Annotated in this window: 14 protein-coding genes; 10 read left to right on the forward strand and 4 right to left on the reverse strand. The window is 70.4% G+C overall.

The features are described 5' to 3' along the window. Positions 1-170: 170 nt before the first annotated feature. Positions 171-476, forward strand: coding sequence for a hypothetical protein (locus ACIA73_RS18520; protein WP_399439808.1), 306 nt, complete (start codon positions 171-173; stop codon positions 474-476). A gap of 98 nt (positions 477-574) precedes the next feature. Here the strand turns inward: ACIA73_RS18520 and ACIA73_RS18525 are convergent, their stop codons facing one another. Further along, entirely contained in the window at positions 575-997 is a 423-nt protein-coding gene (locus ACIA73_RS18525; RefSeq protein WP_399439610.1) for a YjbQ family protein, read from the reverse strand. Positions 998-1107: 110 nt separating this feature from the next. Between ACIA73_RS18525 and ACIA73_RS18530 the strand changes: the two genes are divergently transcribed. The 6 genes from ACIA73_RS18530 to ACIA73_RS18555 all read left to right on the forward strand — a co-directional run bounded on the left by ACIA73_RS18530 (position 1108) and on the right by ACIA73_RS18555 (position 6463). Further along, on the forward strand, positions 1108-1200 hold the full coding sequence (locus ACIA73_RS18530) for a putative leader peptide (protein WP_399439611.1): 93 nt from the start codon (positions 1108-1110) through the stop codon (positions 1198-1200). Between the two features lie 179 nt (positions 1201-1379). Then, positions 1380-2261, forward strand: a complete 882-nt coding sequence (locus ACIA73_RS18535; protein ID WP_399439612.1) for an ABC transporter permease — start codon at positions 1380-1382, stop codon at positions 2259-2261. Next, positions 2234-3001 (forward strand): ABC transporter ATP-binding protein, encoded by a 768-nt coding sequence (locus tag ACIA73_RS18540; RefSeq protein ID WP_399439613.1) that lies wholly within the window; start codon positions 2234-2236, stop codon positions 2999-3001. The genes ACIA73_RS18535 and ACIA73_RS18540 overlap by 28 nt, the downstream gene beginning before the upstream one ends. 100 nt (positions 3002-3101) lie before the next feature. Beyond that, positions 3102-4136, forward strand: a complete 1035-nt coding sequence (locus ACIA73_RS18545) for an ABC transporter substrate-binding protein (protein WP_399439614.1) — start codon at positions 3102-3104, stop codon at positions 4134-4136. After that, positions 4136-5248 (forward strand): LLM class flavin-dependent oxidoreductase, encoded by a 1113-nt coding sequence (locus ACIA73_RS18550; protein WP_399439615.1) that lies wholly within the window; start codon positions 4136-4138, stop codon positions 5246-5248. The genes ACIA73_RS18545 and ACIA73_RS18550 overlap by 1 nt, the downstream gene beginning before the upstream one ends. A gap of 120 nt (positions 5249-5368) precedes the next feature. Next, positions 5369-6463 (forward strand): NAD(P)-binding domain-containing protein, encoded by a 1095-nt coding sequence (locus tag ACIA73_RS18555; protein ID WP_399439799.1) that lies wholly within the window; start codon positions 5369-5371, stop codon positions 6461-6463. Between the two features lie 73 nt (positions 6464-6536). Here the strand turns inward: ACIA73_RS18555 and mltG are convergent, their stop codons facing one another. Both mltG and ACIA73_RS18565 read right to left on the reverse strand, forming a co-directional pair. After that, positions 6537-7355, reverse strand: a complete 819-nt coding sequence (gene mltG / locus ACIA73_RS18560; RefSeq protein ID WP_399439616.1) for an endolytic transglycosylase MltG — start codon at positions 7353-7355, stop codon at positions 6537-6539. 423 nt (positions 7356-7778) lie between these two features. Continuing rightward, positions 7779-9590 carry an ABC transporter ATP-binding protein gene (locus tag ACIA73_RS18565; protein ID WP_399439617.1) on the reverse strand — a complete coding sequence of 604 codons (1812 nt, stop codon included), beginning with the start codon at positions 9588-9590 and terminating at the stop codon, positions 7779-7781. 97 nt (positions 9591-9687) lie between these two features. Between ACIA73_RS18565 and ACIA73_RS18570 the strand changes: the two genes are divergently transcribed. From ACIA73_RS18570 to ACIA73_RS18580, 3 genes are all read left to right on the forward strand, one after another. Further along, positions 9688-10152 carry a MarR family winged helix-turn-helix transcriptional regulator gene (locus ACIA73_RS18570; protein WP_399439618.1) on the forward strand — a complete coding sequence of 155 codons (465 nt, stop codon included), beginning with the start codon at positions 9688-9690 and terminating at the stop codon, positions 10150-10152. A 78-nt stretch (positions 10153-10230) separates the two neighbouring features. Next, complete coding sequence (locus tag ACIA73_RS18575) at positions 10231-13167, forward strand: FAD-binding and (Fe-S)-binding domain-containing protein (RefSeq protein WP_399439619.1); 2937 nt, start codon at positions 10231-10233, stop codon at positions 13165-13167. A gap of 142 nt (positions 13168-13309) precedes the next feature. Continuing rightward, positions 13310-14755, forward strand: a complete 1446-nt coding sequence (locus tag ACIA73_RS18580; RefSeq protein WP_399439620.1) for a Gfo/Idh/MocA family protein — start codon at positions 13310-13312, stop codon at positions 14753-14755. Between the two features lie 176 nt (positions 14756-14931). Here ACIA73_RS18580 and ACIA73_RS18585 read toward each other — a convergent pair whose 3' ends face one another. Beyond that, positions 14932-15663 (reverse strand): L,D-transpeptidase family protein, encoded by a 732-nt coding sequence (locus tag ACIA73_RS18585; RefSeq protein WP_399439621.1) that lies wholly within the window; start codon positions 15661-15663, stop codon positions 14932-14934. Positions 15664-15736: the final 73 nt, after the last annotated feature.

Consider the following 15736-nt stretch of genomic DNA (forward strand, 5'->3'; position numbering starts at 1 on the left):
CGCGGGGGTGGTCCCCACTGCGCGCGGCAGGCCGAATCCGACAGCCAGTGGTCCCCGCGCACGCGGGGGTGGTCCCTGTCCTGGCATATCGCCGAGAGAGACCTGGACCGTGGTCCCCGCGCACGCGGGGGTGGTCCCGAGATCAGGCGCGTAATGACCGGGGTGCCTTCGTGGTCCCCGCGCACGCGGGGGTGGTTCAGGGAGTCGACGACGTTGCGGCCGAGGCGATCGACGGCTGCGGCGACCAGGCCGTCGTACGGGCCGCGCTCGTCGCGGAGCCACGGGCCCAGTTTGGGGCGGGTCATCGGGTCCGTGGCGCCGGAGACCTCCCAGTCGTCGGCCCAGCCGACGATGTGGCCGCCGACGGCCGCCGCGGCAGTCAGCATGTCGTCCCGCTGCCGCTCAGGGACGAGGTGGCCAGCTTCATGCGGGACAGTCGCCGCCCTCCCAGCAGGCACTTTCCGCACCCGTCATAAGGGAGCTCGATGTCGTTCGAGTCCATACCGCGCAAGTCCTTCTCCCGTTCTGCACGCGGAGTAAGGAGATTGGGCGGCCACCCCCAGGACGATCCTGGTCAGCCCAGGAAGCTCAGCCGCACCTTCCGGTCCGGGTTGTCGACGTTCGTGTCGACCAGGCAGACGGACTGCCAGGTGCCCAGCTCCAGGCGGCCGTCGATGACGGGCAGCGTGGCATGCGGCGGAACGAGGGCGGGGAGTACGTGGTCGCGGCCGTGGCCGGGGCTGCCGTGGCGGTGCTGCCAGCGGTCGTCGGCGGGGAGCAGGGTGTGCAGGGCGGCGAGGAGGTCGTCGTCGCTGCCGGCGCCGGTTTCGAGCACCGCGACGCCCGCGGTGGCGTGCGGGACGAAGAGGTTGAGGAGTCCGTCGCGGCCGTCGGCGGCTTCGGCGAGGAAGCTCTCGCAGTCGGACGTGAGGTCGGTGACGGTCTCGGTCGAGCCCGTGGTGATGTTCAGGACGCGGGTGGTGAATGTGTCGGCCATATTTCCATGTTCCCGCACAGGGCCCCCAAATGGCCGCCTGGTGAGATTCGGCATCCGGATGACGAGACGACTGTTGACCGTGTCCTGACGCTCTCGCTACGTTCTGCGCCATGTTGCGTTCAGCTCACCTCACCACGCGCGGTCACATCGACCTGCTGCGGGTGGCCTCGGCCGCGTGTCGCGCGTGCCGACGCGGCTGCTGACACCCCCCTCTTCCCGGCTTCCCGCTGTGTGCCGTTCCGCCGCGGGTCCGCCCGCTTCACCTCTCGCGCGGCATGCACTCCCTCCCGTCGTGACGCAGTAGTTCAACTGCTGCTTTGCGTACGGGCGTTGAGTCACGCGTGCCTTCCTCCTCCCTCTGACCTTCCCCTGGAGTCCCACCATGACCGTCAGTCATGCACCACCGGATATTTCGCCTTTGTCGGTAGGTGAGGAACCGGCGCCCCCGGGCCCCGAGCTGGAGCCCGTCGAGCCGCGCAGTACGTCCAGGGGGTGGCTCGGCACCGTGCCCCGGTGGTTGCGGCGCACCGTCGGACCGCTGCTGCTGCTCGTGCTGTGGCAGGTGCTGAGCGCGACCGGCGCCCTGCCTCCCGATGTGCTCGCCTCGCCCGGCACGATCGCCAGGGCCGGAGGGGACCTGATAGCGGACGGAACCCTGCCGGGGGCGATGCTCACCTCGCTCCAACGCGTCGCCGTGGGGCTGGTGCTGGGCGTCGTGGTGGGGGTGACGCTGGCGTTGGCGTCCGGACTCTCGCGGCTCGGCGAGGATCTGGTCGACGCGAGTGTGCAGATGCTGCGGACCGTGCCATGGGTCGGGCTGATCCCGCTGTTCATCATCTGGCTGGGGATCGGCGAGGCGCCGAAGGTGGCGCTGATCGCGCTGGGTGTGGCCTTCCATCTGTATCTGAATGTGTACGCCGGAATCCGGGGAGTGGACGCCCAACTCGTCGAAGCGGGCGAGGCGTTGGGGCTCGGCCGCTGGGGCCTGGTACGGCATGTGGTGCTGCCGGGGGCGTTGCCGGGAGCCATGACCGGGCTGCGCTACTCCCTCGCCACCGCCTGGCTGGCGCTGGTCTTCGGCGAGTCGATCAACGCCGATGCCGGGATCGGGTTCCTGATGAACCAGGCCCGCGAGTTCTTCCGTACCGACGTGATCGTGGTCTGCCTGGTCGTGTACGCATTCCTCGGCCTGATCGCCGATGCCGTCGTCCGTCTCCTCGAAAGGCTGCTGCTGCAATGGCGACCGACCTTCACCGGCCAGTGAGCCGGGACTCCGCCGGATCCGCCGCGGCGGTACGGGTGGCGGGGCTCACCCGCTCGTTCGACGGCCGGCCCGTGATCGACGATCTCGAACTGACCCTGCGGCCGGGTGAGTTCACCGCACTCCTGGGTCGGAGCGGATGCGGGAAGTCCACCTTGCTGCGGGTGCTCGCCGGGCTCGACCGGGAGATCGAGGGGACCGTGCTCGTACCCAAGCGGCGGGCCGTCGCCTTCCAGGCACCCCGGTTGATGCCGTGGAAGCGGGTGTGGCGCAATGTGTTGCTCGGCCTGCCCGGGGATCCGGGCCGGGAGGTCGCCGAAGCCGCACTCAGGGAGGTCGGCCTTGAGCACCGGTCCACCGCCTGGCCCAAGACACTGTCCGGTGGCGAGGCTCAACGCGCTTCCCTGGCAAGGGCTTTGGTGCGCGAACCGGACCTGCTGCTACTCGACGAGCCGTTCGGCGCACTGGACGCGCTGACCCGGATCAAGGCACAGCGGCTGGTCGCCGAGCTGTGGCAGCGGCGCGGCTGCGCGGTACTCCTGGTCACCCATGACGTGGACGAGGCTCTACTGCTCGCCGACCGGGCGCTGGTGATGCGCGACGGTGTCATCGCGTACGAGACCGAGGTCGCCCTGGAGCGGCCGCGCACGGTGGGCACCCCCGAGTTCGGGGCGCTGCGGTCGCGACTGCTGACCGAACTCGGGGTGGACGAATCCGCGGAGCCCGCCCCGCACGCGGCCTGAGCCACTCCCCTGCTCAGAGCCCCTGATCCCCGCCCCCACTCAGCCCCCTGCCCCCCTCCCACCCAGCGCCCGTGCCCACTCCCCTCAAGAAGGACCTGCCATGAAACGGCCCCTCCTGTCCGCCGCCCTCCTGCTCCCCCTGACTTCCCTGTTGCTGACCGGCTGCGGCGGCGCCTCCTCCGCCGACACCTCCGGCGGGGTCGACGGGTCCGGCTCGCTCACCCTCAACGTCGGCGATCAGAAGGGTGGTTCGGAGGCGATCCTGCGCGCCGCCGGTGAGCTCAAGGGACTCAAGTACAAGATCAAGTGGTCGACGTTCACCTCCGGACCGCCCCTTCTCGAAGCGGTCAACGCGAAGGCGGTGGATGTGGGCGGGGTCGGCAACACCCCGCCCGTGTTCGCCGCCGGGTCGAACTCGAAGATCACCGTCGTGGGCGCGTCGCACGGTTCCTCTGCGGGCGAGGCCATCGTCGTACCGAAGGATTCGCCACTGAAGTCACCTGCCGACCTCAAGGGCAAGGCGGTCGCGGTCGCCCAGGGCAGCTCCGCCCACTACCAGTTGATCGCCTCGCTCAAGAAGGCCGGGCTCGGCGTCGACGACGTACAGCTGAAGCTGTTGCAGCCGGCGGACGCACTGGCCGCGTTCAACCGCGGCAAGGTCGACGCGTGGGCGATCTGGGACCCGTACACCGCCCAGGTGCTGCGCACCCCCGGCACCCGCGTACTGACGACCGGTCAGGGACTCACCAATGGCCTCGCTTTCCAGGTGGCTTCACCCGCCGCACTGAAGGACAAGGAGAAGTCGCAGGCCATCGGGGACTACCTCACTCGACTGGAGCGGGCACAGGCCTGGGTGTTCAAGCATCCCGAGGAGTGGGCGAAGGTCTGGTCGAAGGAGACCGGGCTTCCCTACGAGGTGGCGCTGGACGCGGTGAAGCGCTCGTACGGGACGCGGGTGCCGGTGGCGCTCGACGACGCGGCGATCGCCTCCGAGCAGAAGATCGCCGACACCTTCGCCGAACTCAGGCTGATTCCGCGCAAGTTCGCCTTCGGGGACTTCGTCGACAAGCGGTTCAACGGATCGCGCCCCGCCTCCACCACCGCCCCCCTCTCCTACGGAAAGGCGTCCTCCTGATGAGCGTCCATCTGCACTGGTTCCTGCCCACCGGCGGCGACGGGCGCACCCTGGTCGACCGGCACGCCTATACGGACGGCGGGATCAGCCGGTCACGGATCGCCCCGGTGGGCGGGGTGCGGCCGCCCGACATCGACTATCTGATCCAGATCGCCAAGGCGGCCGAGCAGTTGGGCTTCGAGGCGGTACTGACACCGACCGGGACCTGGTGCGAGGACGCCTGGCTGACGACGGTGGCGCTGGCCCAGCACACGGAGCGGCTGAAGTTCCTGGTGGCGTTTCGGCCGGGGGTGATCTCGCCGACGCTGGCCGCGCACATGGCGGCGACGTACCAGCGGATCACTCGGGGACGGCTGCTGCTGAACGTCGTGACCGGCGGCGACTCGGTCGAACAGCGCCGCTTCGGCGACCATCTGGACCACGACCGCCGCTACGCGCGGACCTCGGAGTTCCTGTCGGTGGTGCGCGGGGCGTGGGGCGGAAAGCCGTACGACTTCGACGGGGAGCACTACCGGATCGAGGGCGGGCTGACCGCGCTGCCGCCGGACCCGGTGCCGGAGATCTTCTTCGGCGGTTCGTCCCCGGCTGCCGGCCCGGTGGCCGCCGACCACGCGGATGTATATCTGACCTGGGGTGAGCCGCCCGCGCAGGTGAAGCAGAAGATCGACTGGATACGGGAGCTGGCGGCCGAGCGCGGCCGGACCGTCCGGTTCGGCATCCGGCTGCACACCATCTCGCGGGACTCCGCGCGGGAGGCCTGGGCCACGGCGGACCGGCTGCTCGACGATCTGAGCCCCGAGACCGTCACCGCCGCCCAGGAGGCGCTCGGCAAGAGCGAGTCCGTGGGACAGCAGCGGATGCTGGCCCTGCACGGCGGCTCCCGCGACGACCTGGAGATCTCACCGAACCTCTGGGCAGGGGTCGGTCTGGTACGGGGCGGGGCCGGCACCGCACTGGTCGGCAGCCACGCGGACGTGGCCGACCGGATCGAGGAGTACCACGCGCTGGGCATCGAGCACTTCGTCCTGTCCGGCTATCCGCATCTGGAGGAGGCGTACTGGTTCGGGGAGGGGGTGCGGCCGGAGCTGGTGAGCAGGGGGCTCGTGACGTAGCCGGGACCGTACCCGACCTCCCACGGACGAGGACTTCCTCCGTACTGCTCACCGCACCGCTCACCGACCGGGAAGATCCACGCCCCGCACCCTGTTAGTAGAAACATGAACAACTTCGGGGTGCGGGACGTGGACGTCGTCGTGATCGGTGCGGGGCAGGCCGGACTGTCCGCCGCCCACCATCTGCGCAGGTCAGGGCTGATACCCGACCGCGACTTCGTCGTGCTCGACCACGCCCCGCGGCCGGGTGGCGCCTGGCAGTTCCGCTGGCCCTCGCTGACGTACGGGAAAGTGCACGGGATGCACGCGCTGCCCGGGATGGAGCTCACCGGGGCAGACGAAGCCCGGCCGTCGTCGGAGGTCATCGGCGAGTACTTCACCTCCTACGAGGAGACCTTCGACCTGCGGGTGCACCGGCCGGTGCACGTGACCGCCGTCCGCGAGGGCGAGGGCGGGCGCCTGCGGGTCGAGACCTCCGAAGGGGTCTGGGCGGCGCGGGCGCTGATCAGCGCCACCGGCACCTGGGACCGCCCGTTCTGGCCCCGCTACCCCGGCCAGGACACCTTCCGCGGCCGCCAGCTGCACACCGCGAACTACCCCGGGCCTTCTGATTTCGCGGGTCAGCGGGTCGTGGTGGTGGGCGGTGGGGCCTCCGGGACCCAACACCTGATGGAGATCGCCCCGGTGGCCGCGGCCACCACCTGGGTGACGCGTCGCCCGCCGGTCTTCCGCGAGGGCGAGTTCAACGAGGAGTGGGGGCGGGCGGCGGTCGCCCGGGTCGAGGAACGGGTACGCCGTGGGCTGCCGCCGGAGAGCGTGGTCTCGGTGACGGCACTCCCGGTCAACGAGGCGATCCGGTCGGCGCGGGAGAGCGGGGTACTGGACCGGCTGCCGATGTTCGACCGGATCACGGAGAGCGGCGTCTCCTGGGACGACGGCCGCTCCGTCGAGGCCGACGTGATTCTCTGGGCGACCGGATTCCGTCCCTCCGTCGAACACCTGGCGCCGCTCCGCCTGCGCGAGCCTGGCGGCGGAATCCGACTGGAGGGGACCCGGGTGGCCCGGGACGAGCGGATCCATCTGGTGGGGTACGGCCCTTCGGCGAGCACGATCGGTGCGAACCGGGCGGGCCGGGCGGCAGTCCGGGAGATCCGGGGATACCTCGCCCGGCCGACGAAAACCGGTGCCGCCGCCCTCACCGCACCCCCCGCCTGAACCCCCGCCTCCCGCCTGAACCCCCGCCTCCCGGCCGCCCGAGACGGCGCCCGTACGCGCCTCCCCCTGCCCCTCAGCCCCCCTCCCCCCTCCTCACCTCGTTGAACTCCGCCACATTCCGCTTCTGTACCTCATAGTCGTCCGTGAACCTCGTGTCCCCCGGCTTCACCGTCACGAAGTACAGCCAGTTGCCCGGCGTCGGACTGCGCGTCGCCCGCAGCGCGTCCATCCCCGGATTGCCGATCGGCGTCGGCGGCAGCCCCTTCCGCTCGTAGGTGTTGTACGGGCTGTCGATCCGGGTGTCCTCGTGGGTCGTGTCCAAAGTGCTGCGATTCATCGCGTAGTTGAGCGTGGAGTCCATCTGGAGCGGCATGCCGCGCTCCATCCGGTTCTGAATCACCCGGGCCACCTTGCCCATGTCGCTCGCCGTGTCCGCCTCCGCCTGCACGATGCTCGCGATCACGACTTCGCGGTGCACCTGAGGGCCGGTGCCGTACCGCTCGTTCGCCGTCCTGACCATGTAGGTGAGCAGACTCGCCGCAGTGGTGTCGTCCTTCACGGGGTACGTCGCCGGAAAGAGGAACCCCTCCGGGTTGCCCTTCGCCGCGGCGGGCAGCGCCAGTTCCGTCGTACCGGCGGCCTTTTTCGCGGTGCCGGGCGCCGCCCCCACCGCCTTGTCGACCGCCGCGTACACCTGCGAGGAACGCCGGCCCTCGGGAACGGTCAGGGCCGTGGCCTGGCCGCGCCGCTCCTTCTGCTGGAACAGGACGAACACCACTCCCGCGCCCAGCAGGGCGAGAGCGACCAGGGTGGACACCGACAGCACAAGCCGGCGACGCCGGGACCTGCGTCGCACCGGCGGGGACGATGACTCCGAAGACTCGAACTCCATACCGGAACGCTAACCGCCGGTAGCCCCGGGCACGGTGAACCGGAGACGATGATCACAGCGCCGCGAACGTACGAACAGGGGATCGGGTGTTCGCTGGAACGCGTGATCCAGCCGCTTTTCATTGCCCAACTCCCCTGTGACGCACGATGCTTACGGTGCGCAAGCGACGGGCTGCAGACCGTGTTGGCGCCAGTCCCACACATGCACCACCACAAGGAGAACCACAGATCATGAACGTCATCACCGACTTCCTCGCCGGCTTCGCCCACTTCCTGGGCTGGCTGGTCTGACCGAGCGAGGTCCTGCCGCGGCGCCGCTTCTTCCCCGTCCCAGGGGAGGGGCGGCGTCGCCGCATGTACGGGACAGGAACACGGCGGGGCGAGAGCACGCCGGAGCAGGAACACACCGCAGCGGACGCGCCCCTCAGGGTGCGATCGGCGCCAACCGGGCGTCCCTGCGCACCAGGCCGGCATAGCGGCCGTCCAGGGCGAGCAGTTCCTCATGGCTGCCGCGTTCGGTTATTCGCCCGCCGTCCAGTACCACGATCTGGTCCGCGTCGCGCACGGTGGAGAGCCGGTGCGCGATGGTGATCGTGGTGCGGCCCGCCGAGAGGGAGTCGATGGCCTGCTGCACCGCGTGCTCGGTACGGGTGTCCAGGGCACTGGTGGCCTCGTCGAGAATGAGGACGGGCGGGTCGCGCAGGATGGTGCGGGCCAGCGCCAGGCGCTGCTTCTCGCCGCCGGAGAAGCGGTATCCGCGTTCGCCGACGAGGGTGCCGTAGCCGTCGGGCAGTGAGGCGATGTGGTCGTGGATCTGGGCGGCTTCTGCCGCGGCGCGCAGCTCGTCGTCGGTGGCGTCGGGCTTGGCGAAGCGCAGGTTGTCGGCCACGGAGGCGTGGAAGAGATAGCTCTCCTGGGAGACCACGCCGACCGTGCGGGCGAGGGAGTCGAAGTCCAGGTCGCGGACGTCGGTGCCGTCGAGGGTGACCCGGCCGCCGGTGACGTCGTACAGCCTGGGGACCAGATAGCTCAGGGTGCTCTTGCCGGATCCGGTGGGGCCGACCACGGCCAGGCTGCCGCCCGCGGGGACGGTGAGGTCGATGCCGCGCAGCGTGGGGCCCGACTTCTCGTCGTACGCGAAGTCGACGTTCTCGAAGCGGACCTCGCCCTTGGGGGTGGTGAGGCGGACCGGCTCGTCGGGCTCGGTGATGTCCACCGGCAGGTCGAGGTACTCGAAGATCCGCTGGAAAAGGGCGAGCGAGGTCTGCATCTGGACACCGGTCGACAGCAGGCTGACGGCGGGGCGCAGCAGGCCCTGCTGGAGCGAGACGAAGGCGACGAGCGTACCGAGGGAGACCACCGGCGCCCCGGCGTTCATGGTCAGGCCCGCGACCCAGTAGATGACGGCGGGCATGGCGGCCATCACGATGCCGATGGTCGACATCCGCCAGCGGCCGGCCATGTTGGACCGGATTTCCAGGTCGACCAGACGCTCGGACTCCTCGGTGAAGTTCTTGGTGAGGGAGTCGGAGCGCCCCATCGTGCGGCCCAGCAGGATGCCGCTGACGGACAGCGACTCGGTGACCGTGGCCGACATGGCGGCCATCTGCTTCTGACGCTTGGTGGTGATCCTCTTGCGCTCACGGCCGACCTTGCGGCTGATCCACACGAAGACCGGCAGCAGGAGCAGCGAGACCAGGGTGAGCCGCCAGTCGAGCGCGAGCATCGCGACGACCGTGGCGACCACGGCGGTGAGGTTGGAGACCAGGGAGGTGGCCGTGGAGGTGACGGTGGCCTGCATGCCACCGATGTCATTGGCTATGCGCGACTGCACCTCGCCGGTGCGGGTCCTGGTGAAGAAGGCCAGCGGCATCCGCTGGAGCTGGGTGTAGACGGCTGTGCGCAGGTCGTGCATGACGCGTTGGCCGACCGTGGTGGATATCAGGGTCTGGAGGACACCGAAGACGCTGGTGACGACGGCCGTGACGATCATGCCGGCGGCGAGCAGCGTGAGCAGCCCGGTGCGGCCCTGCGGGATCGCGACATCCAGGATCTCGCGGAGCAGGAACGGCGAGGCGACGCCGACCAGCGAGGAGGCGCCGACCAGCAGCACCACGACCGTGAGCCGTCCCCGGTAGGGGCGGAACAGCCTCAGGATGCGGCGCACCTCGGCGGGCGGCTGCTTGGCGCCCGGCTCACCGGCCGGGGGTGTCCATGAATTCTCTTCGGGGCGCATGGGCTCCTTCGGGAGGTGTGAGGGAAGCGGGGCTTCCAGAGTTTAGTTCATTGTTACCTATACTCACAATGCACAAGGTCCTGTTATTGTTCCCGGTATGAGCAACACTCCGGATTCGGACACCGCCGACGGCATGCTGGCCGAGCAGCTGCTGCGGCTCACCCGCCGCCTGCACCGCAGCCAGAAGCGCCAGATGGAGCCCATCGGCATCACCCCGGGCCAGGCCAGGCTGCTGCGGGTGCTCTCCCGCTTCTCGCTGAACGACGGCCCGCCGCCCCGGATGGCCGATCTGGCGCACGGCCTGGAGGTCGTGCCGCGTGCCGTGACCACCCTGGTGGATGCCCTGGAGGAGCAGGGCCGGGTCCGCCGCGTACCCGATCCGGCGAACCGCCGGGTGATCCGGATCGAACTCACCGACGAGGGCCGCACCACCCTGCGCGCGTTGCGCAACGCGCGCCGCGACGCCGCAGAGGACATCCTGGCTCCATTGACCGCCGCGGACCGCAAGGTCCTGGGCGGCCTGCTGTCCACCCTGGTCGACGGGGGTACCCACCCCTGCTGAGCCGACCGCCCGCCGAGCCCGCCGCCTGATCGGCCCCTCACCAAGGGCCTCGGCCGCGACTGCGAGAGGATCCCCGTCATGCCGCTTCTGGAGCCGAAGCCGGGGGCCCTGCGTCCGCCCGCCCCGCAGGACCCGGCGGCCGAGCCCGCCTTCGACCGGGTGCCCGCCGCCCTCGCGGCCGGCACCCCGGAGCCGCTGCGCCGCGAGCTGACGGCGGTGCTCGGCGCGGAGAAGGTCCTGTGGAAGATCTCCGACCTGGTGCGGTACGCGGCGGACGCCAGCCCGTACCGGTTCGTGCCGCAGGTCGTGGTGGTGGCCGAAGACATCGACGACATCTCCGCCATCCTTTCCTACGCCCACGGCAAGGGCCGCGAAGTGGTCTTCCGGGCCGCCGGCACTTCCCTGAACGGCCAGGCCCAGGGCGAGGACATCCTGGTGGACGTCCGCCGCCACTGGTCGGGCGTCGAAGTGCTGGACGGCGGCGCCCGCGCCCGTATCCAGCCGGGTACCACCGTGGTCCGCGCCAATGCCTCGCTCGCCCGGTTCGGCCGGGTGCTGGGCCCCGACCCGGCGAGCGCCATCGCCTGCACCCTCGGCGGAGTGGTCGCCAACAACGCCTCGGGGATGGCCGCGGGCACCACGCGCAACAGCTACCGCACCCTGGCCTCCCTCACCTTCGTGCTGCCGACCGGCACCGTCGTCGACACCGCCGACCCGCGCGCCGACGAGGAACTCCGGCACGCGGAACCCCGGCTCTGCGAGGGCCTGCTGGCGCTCAAGGCCGAGATCGAGGGGGATGCCGCCCTGGTCCGGCGCATCCGTGCGAAGTACGAGATCAAGAACACCAACGGCTACCGGCTGGACGCCTTCCTCGACGGCTCCACCCCCACGGAGATCCTGCGCGGTCTGATGGTCGGCTCGCAAGGCACCTTCGGCTTCATCGCGGAGACCGTCTTCGACACCCTCCCGCTGGACCGCAGGCTCTCCTCCGCACTGCTCTTCTTCCCCACTCTCTCCGCCGCCGCGGCGGCCGTGCCCCTCTTCAACAAGGCGGGCGCCCTCGCCGTGGAGCTGATGGACGGCAACACGCTGCGCGCCTCGGTCAGCGTCGCGGGCGTACCGCAGGACTGGGCGGAGCTCCCCAAGGAGACCACCGCCCTGCTGGTGGAGTTCCGCGCCCCCGACGAGGCCGGGCAGGAGGAGTTCGAGCGGGCCGCGGCGGCCACCCTCGAAAAGCTCGAACTGGTCGCCCCCGTCGGTTCGGTGACCAATGAGTTCACCCGCGACGCCAGGACCATCGGCGGTTACTGGAAGGCCCGCAAGGCCTTCGTCACCGCCGTCGGCGGAGCCCGTCCCTCCGGAACCACGCTGATCACCGAGGACTTCGCCGTACCCCCCTCCCGGCTGGCCGAGGCCTGCGAGGCGCTGCTGGCGCTCCAGGAGAAGCACGGCTTCGACGCCGCCGTCGCCGGGCACGCCGCCCACGGCAATCTGCACTTTCTGCTGGCCTTCGACGCGGCCGAGCCCGACGACGTACGGCGTTACGCGGCCTTCATGGACGACTTCTGCCGGATGACCGTCGAGCGCTTCGACGGCTCGCTCAAGGCCGAGCACGCCACCGGGCGCAACATCACCCCGTTCCTGGAGCTGGAGTGGGGCCCGCAGGCCACCGACTTGATGTGGCGGACGAAGGAACTCATCGACCCCGACGGAGTGCTGGCCCCGCGCATCGTCCTCAACCGCGACCCCGAGGCCCATCTGCACGGCCTCAAGACCATCCCGCGCGTCGAGGCCGAGGCCGACCCGTGCATCGAGTGCGGCTTCTGCGAACCGACCTGCCCCAGCGGTGACCTGACCACCACCCCCCGCCAGCGCATCGTGCTGCGCCGCGAGATGATGCGCCAGCCGTCCGGCTCGCTGGTGGGCGAGAACCTTCTCCAGTCGTACGGGTACGACGCGGTCGACACCTGCGCGGGCGACTCCACCTGCAAGATCGCCTGCCCGGTCGGCATCGACACCGGCGCCCTGATGAAGGACTTCCGGCACCGGAGGCACTCCCCCCGCGAGGAGCGCATCGCCGCGCTGACCGCCAAGAACTTCCATGCGGTCGAGATCTCGGCACGTCTCGCCGTGGCCGCCGCCGACCGGATCAGCGATCGCCTGCTGACCTCGGTAACGGGCCTGGCCCGCAAGGCGATCCGGCCCGATCTGGTCCCGGAGTGGCTGCCAGAGATCCCGGGCGCGGCGGCCCGCGCCCTCCCCCGCACCTCGCGCAAGGACGCCGCCGCCGTCTACTACCCGGCCTGCGTCAACCGCATCTTCGGCGAGCCCGAGGGCCACCACGCACCGTCCCTCCCCGAAGCAGTGGTCGCCGTCTCCGCCCGCGCGGCCAAATCGGTCTGGATCCCCGGCGACCTCACCGGCACCTGCTGCGCCACCATCTGGCACTCCAAGGGCTACGAGGCGGGCAACCGCGTCATGGCCAACCGCATCGTCGAGTCGGCCTGGGGCTGGACCGGGGGCGGCGCTCTCCCGCTGGTGGTCGACGCCTCGTCCTGCACCCTCGGCATCGCGCACGAGGTCGTCCCGTATCTCACCGACGACAACCGGGAGCTGCACGCCGAGCTGCGGATCGTCGACTCGATCGTGTGGGCGGCCGAGGAGCTGCTGCCCGGGCTGACCGTGCTCCGCAGGTCCGCCTCCGCCGTGCTGCACCCCACCTGCTCCATGCAGCACCTGGGTGATGTGGAGCAGTTGCGCGAGGTGGCCGAGGCCTGTGCCGACGAGGTGGTGGTGCCCGACGACGTACGGTGCTGCGCGTTCGCCGGGGACCGGGGGATGCTGCACAAGGAGCTGACCGAGTCGGCGAGCGCGCGTGAGGCCGCGGAGGTCGCGGAGCGGACGTACGAGAGGTACCTCTCCGCGAACCGCATGTGCGAGGTCGGCATGGAGCACTCCACGGGCCGCCCGTACCACTCCATCCTCCTGGAGCTGGAGCGCGCCACCCGCCCCTGAGGCCCTCGGGCCCCTTCCGGCACAAGAGTCCATGGGCCGGAGCCGACAGTCCAACCCCCGTTTGCCACGGCCCCCTTGCGTCACCTGCATCACCTCCGTGACCCTGATCGGTCGGTACCCGATCACCCTTTACGGAGGTTCGATGTACGACGACAAGGTGACCCCTGCCCCCGACGACTCCCCCGACGGCGTCTCCCGCCGGTCGGCCCTGCGCGCCGCCGGTGCTGCCGGGGCCGGGCTCGGCCTGGGGCTGGGCGGCACCCTCGGCGCGGCAGGCACGGCCGCTGCCGCAGAAAGCAATGCCGCCGGTCAGGCCGCTGCCGCCGAGCCCAAGCGGCAGGGCAAGACCATGGCGAACGTCCCCTTCGAACGCCGCTCCACGGTACGCGTCGGGATCGTCGGACTGGGCAACCGCGGCGACGGAATGATCGACCTTTATCTCGCCATCCCCAACGTCAAGGTCGTCGCCGTCTGCGACCCGGTCAAGGCCAAGTGCGAGAAAGCCGTCGCCAAGGTCGTCAAGGCCGGTCAGCCGGCCCCGGCCGTCTACGCCAAGGGCGAGGACGACTACCGGAACCTCTGCAAGCGCGGCGACATCGACTTCGTGTACGTCGCCACCCCGTGGGACTTCCACTACGACATGTGCAAGACGGCCATGCTGAACGGCAAGCACGTCGGCGTGGAGTGTCCGCTCGCCATGCGGATGGACGAGCTGTGGGACCTGGTCGACCTCTCCGAGCGCACCAGACGCCACTGCATGCAGCTGGAGAACTGCTGCTACGGCAAGAACGAGATGCGGGTACTGCGGATGGCCCACGCGGGCCTCTTCGGCGATCTGCTGCACGGCGCGGGTGCGTACAACCACGACCTGCGCGGCCTGATGTTCGACCCCGACTACTACGAGGGCCCCTGGCGCCGCCTCTGGCACACCCGGCTGCGCGGCGACCTCTACCCCAACCACGGCTTCGGCCCGGTCGGCAATTACATGGACGTCAACCGCGGCGACCGCGCGGTGAGCGTCGTCAGCGTGGGCTCCCCCGCACTCGGCCTCGCCGAGTACCGCGAGAAGCACATGCCGCCGGGCGACCCCAGCTGGAAGGAGTCGTACATCGAGAGCGACCGTACGATCAGCCTCGTCCAGACCGCCAAGGGCCGGGTGATCCGCCTGGAGCACGACGTCTCCACCCCGCACCCGTACAGCAGGATCAACAGCCTCGGTGGCACCCTCGGCGTCTTCGAGGACTACCCGCCGCGGATCTACCTGGAGCCGGCCAACACCAATGACCAGTGGGACGACTTCGGCAAGTACGCCGCCGAGTGGGACCACTGGCTGTGGAAGGAGCACTCCAACCCGCCGGGCGGTCACGGCGGCATGGACTACATCATGATCTTCCGGCTGATGCAGTGCATGCAGCTGGGCCTGGTCCCCGACTTCGACGTGTACGACGCGGCCACCTGGACCGCGCCGGTACCGCTCAGCCACCTCTCGATCCGGGGCAAGGGCGCGCCGCAGGCGATCCCGGACTTCACCCGGGGCGAGTGGAAGAAGGCCCGCCCGGGCGTCGACTCGAAGAAGCCGACCGGCTGACGCGACGGGTGAGTTGAAGGGTTGAGGGAGGGGCCGGGCGCCGGTGGAGCCCGGTCCCTCCTCCGTGCGGCCGGGCGTCGGGGAGCCCGGCCCCTCCTCCGTGCGCGAACCCGTCAGGCCGTTCCGCCGTGCGCGAACCCGTCAGCCCGTTGGACCAGCCGGGCCCTTCCAGCCCGTCAGCTCTTCAGAAACGCCTTGTCGCCCATCACCACGACCGGCTCGCGCGCCGGGTCGACGCTGCGCAGCAGGGTTTCCATGGCGGCCCTGGAGACGCTGACGCAGCCCGAGGTACCGCTGCCGTGGTCCATGTGCAGCCAGATACTGCCGCCCTTCTTCTGTCCCTGGGGGCGGGTCGGATCGTTGGGCGGGGTGCCCTTGACGCGGTTGTAGTCGATGGCGATGGCGTAGTCGAAGTCGTGCCAGTGGGTCTTCGCCCAGGTGCGCGGGGCAGCCATCGAGGCGGAGCGGGTGTACGGCAGCCTGGCGCCCGGGTCGGCGAGCACACCGCCCGCGTCGGACAGCGTGAACACGCCGGCGGGGCTGCGCTTGTCGTCCTCGCGGTGGTCGGGGGTCCACCCCTTGACGCCGTTGTGCGCGGGCCAGGCGGCCACCCGGTCCCAGGTGGCACCCTTCTTGTCGTAGAGAACGACCGTGGCGTCGGCGGAGTTCCTGGCTTCGCCGTACACCGCGACGACCTGCCGCGAACCCGCCGGGATCTTGGCCTGCATCCGGTCGCCCACGTCGGGGATCCGCTTGAGGTCGTGGCTCGGTGAGGCGCCGGGCGTGCCCGCGGCGGCGGGCGGTGGGTCGGACTCCCCACTCGTACCGCCGCCGCAGGCCGTCAGGAGCAGCAGCCCGGCAGTCGCACCCGCGACGGCCGGTCCGCGTCGTATCTTCGCTGTCGGCATGCCTTCCATGCTGCCACTGGTGTCCCGCGAGGCACCGGAAGGGCCGGCACCGCCGGAAACACCGGAAGGGCCG

The organism is Streptomyces sp. NPDC051561 (genome assembly GCF_044454195.1).
GTDB lineage: Bacteria > Actinomycetota > Actinomycetes > Streptomycetales > Streptomycetaceae > Streptomyces.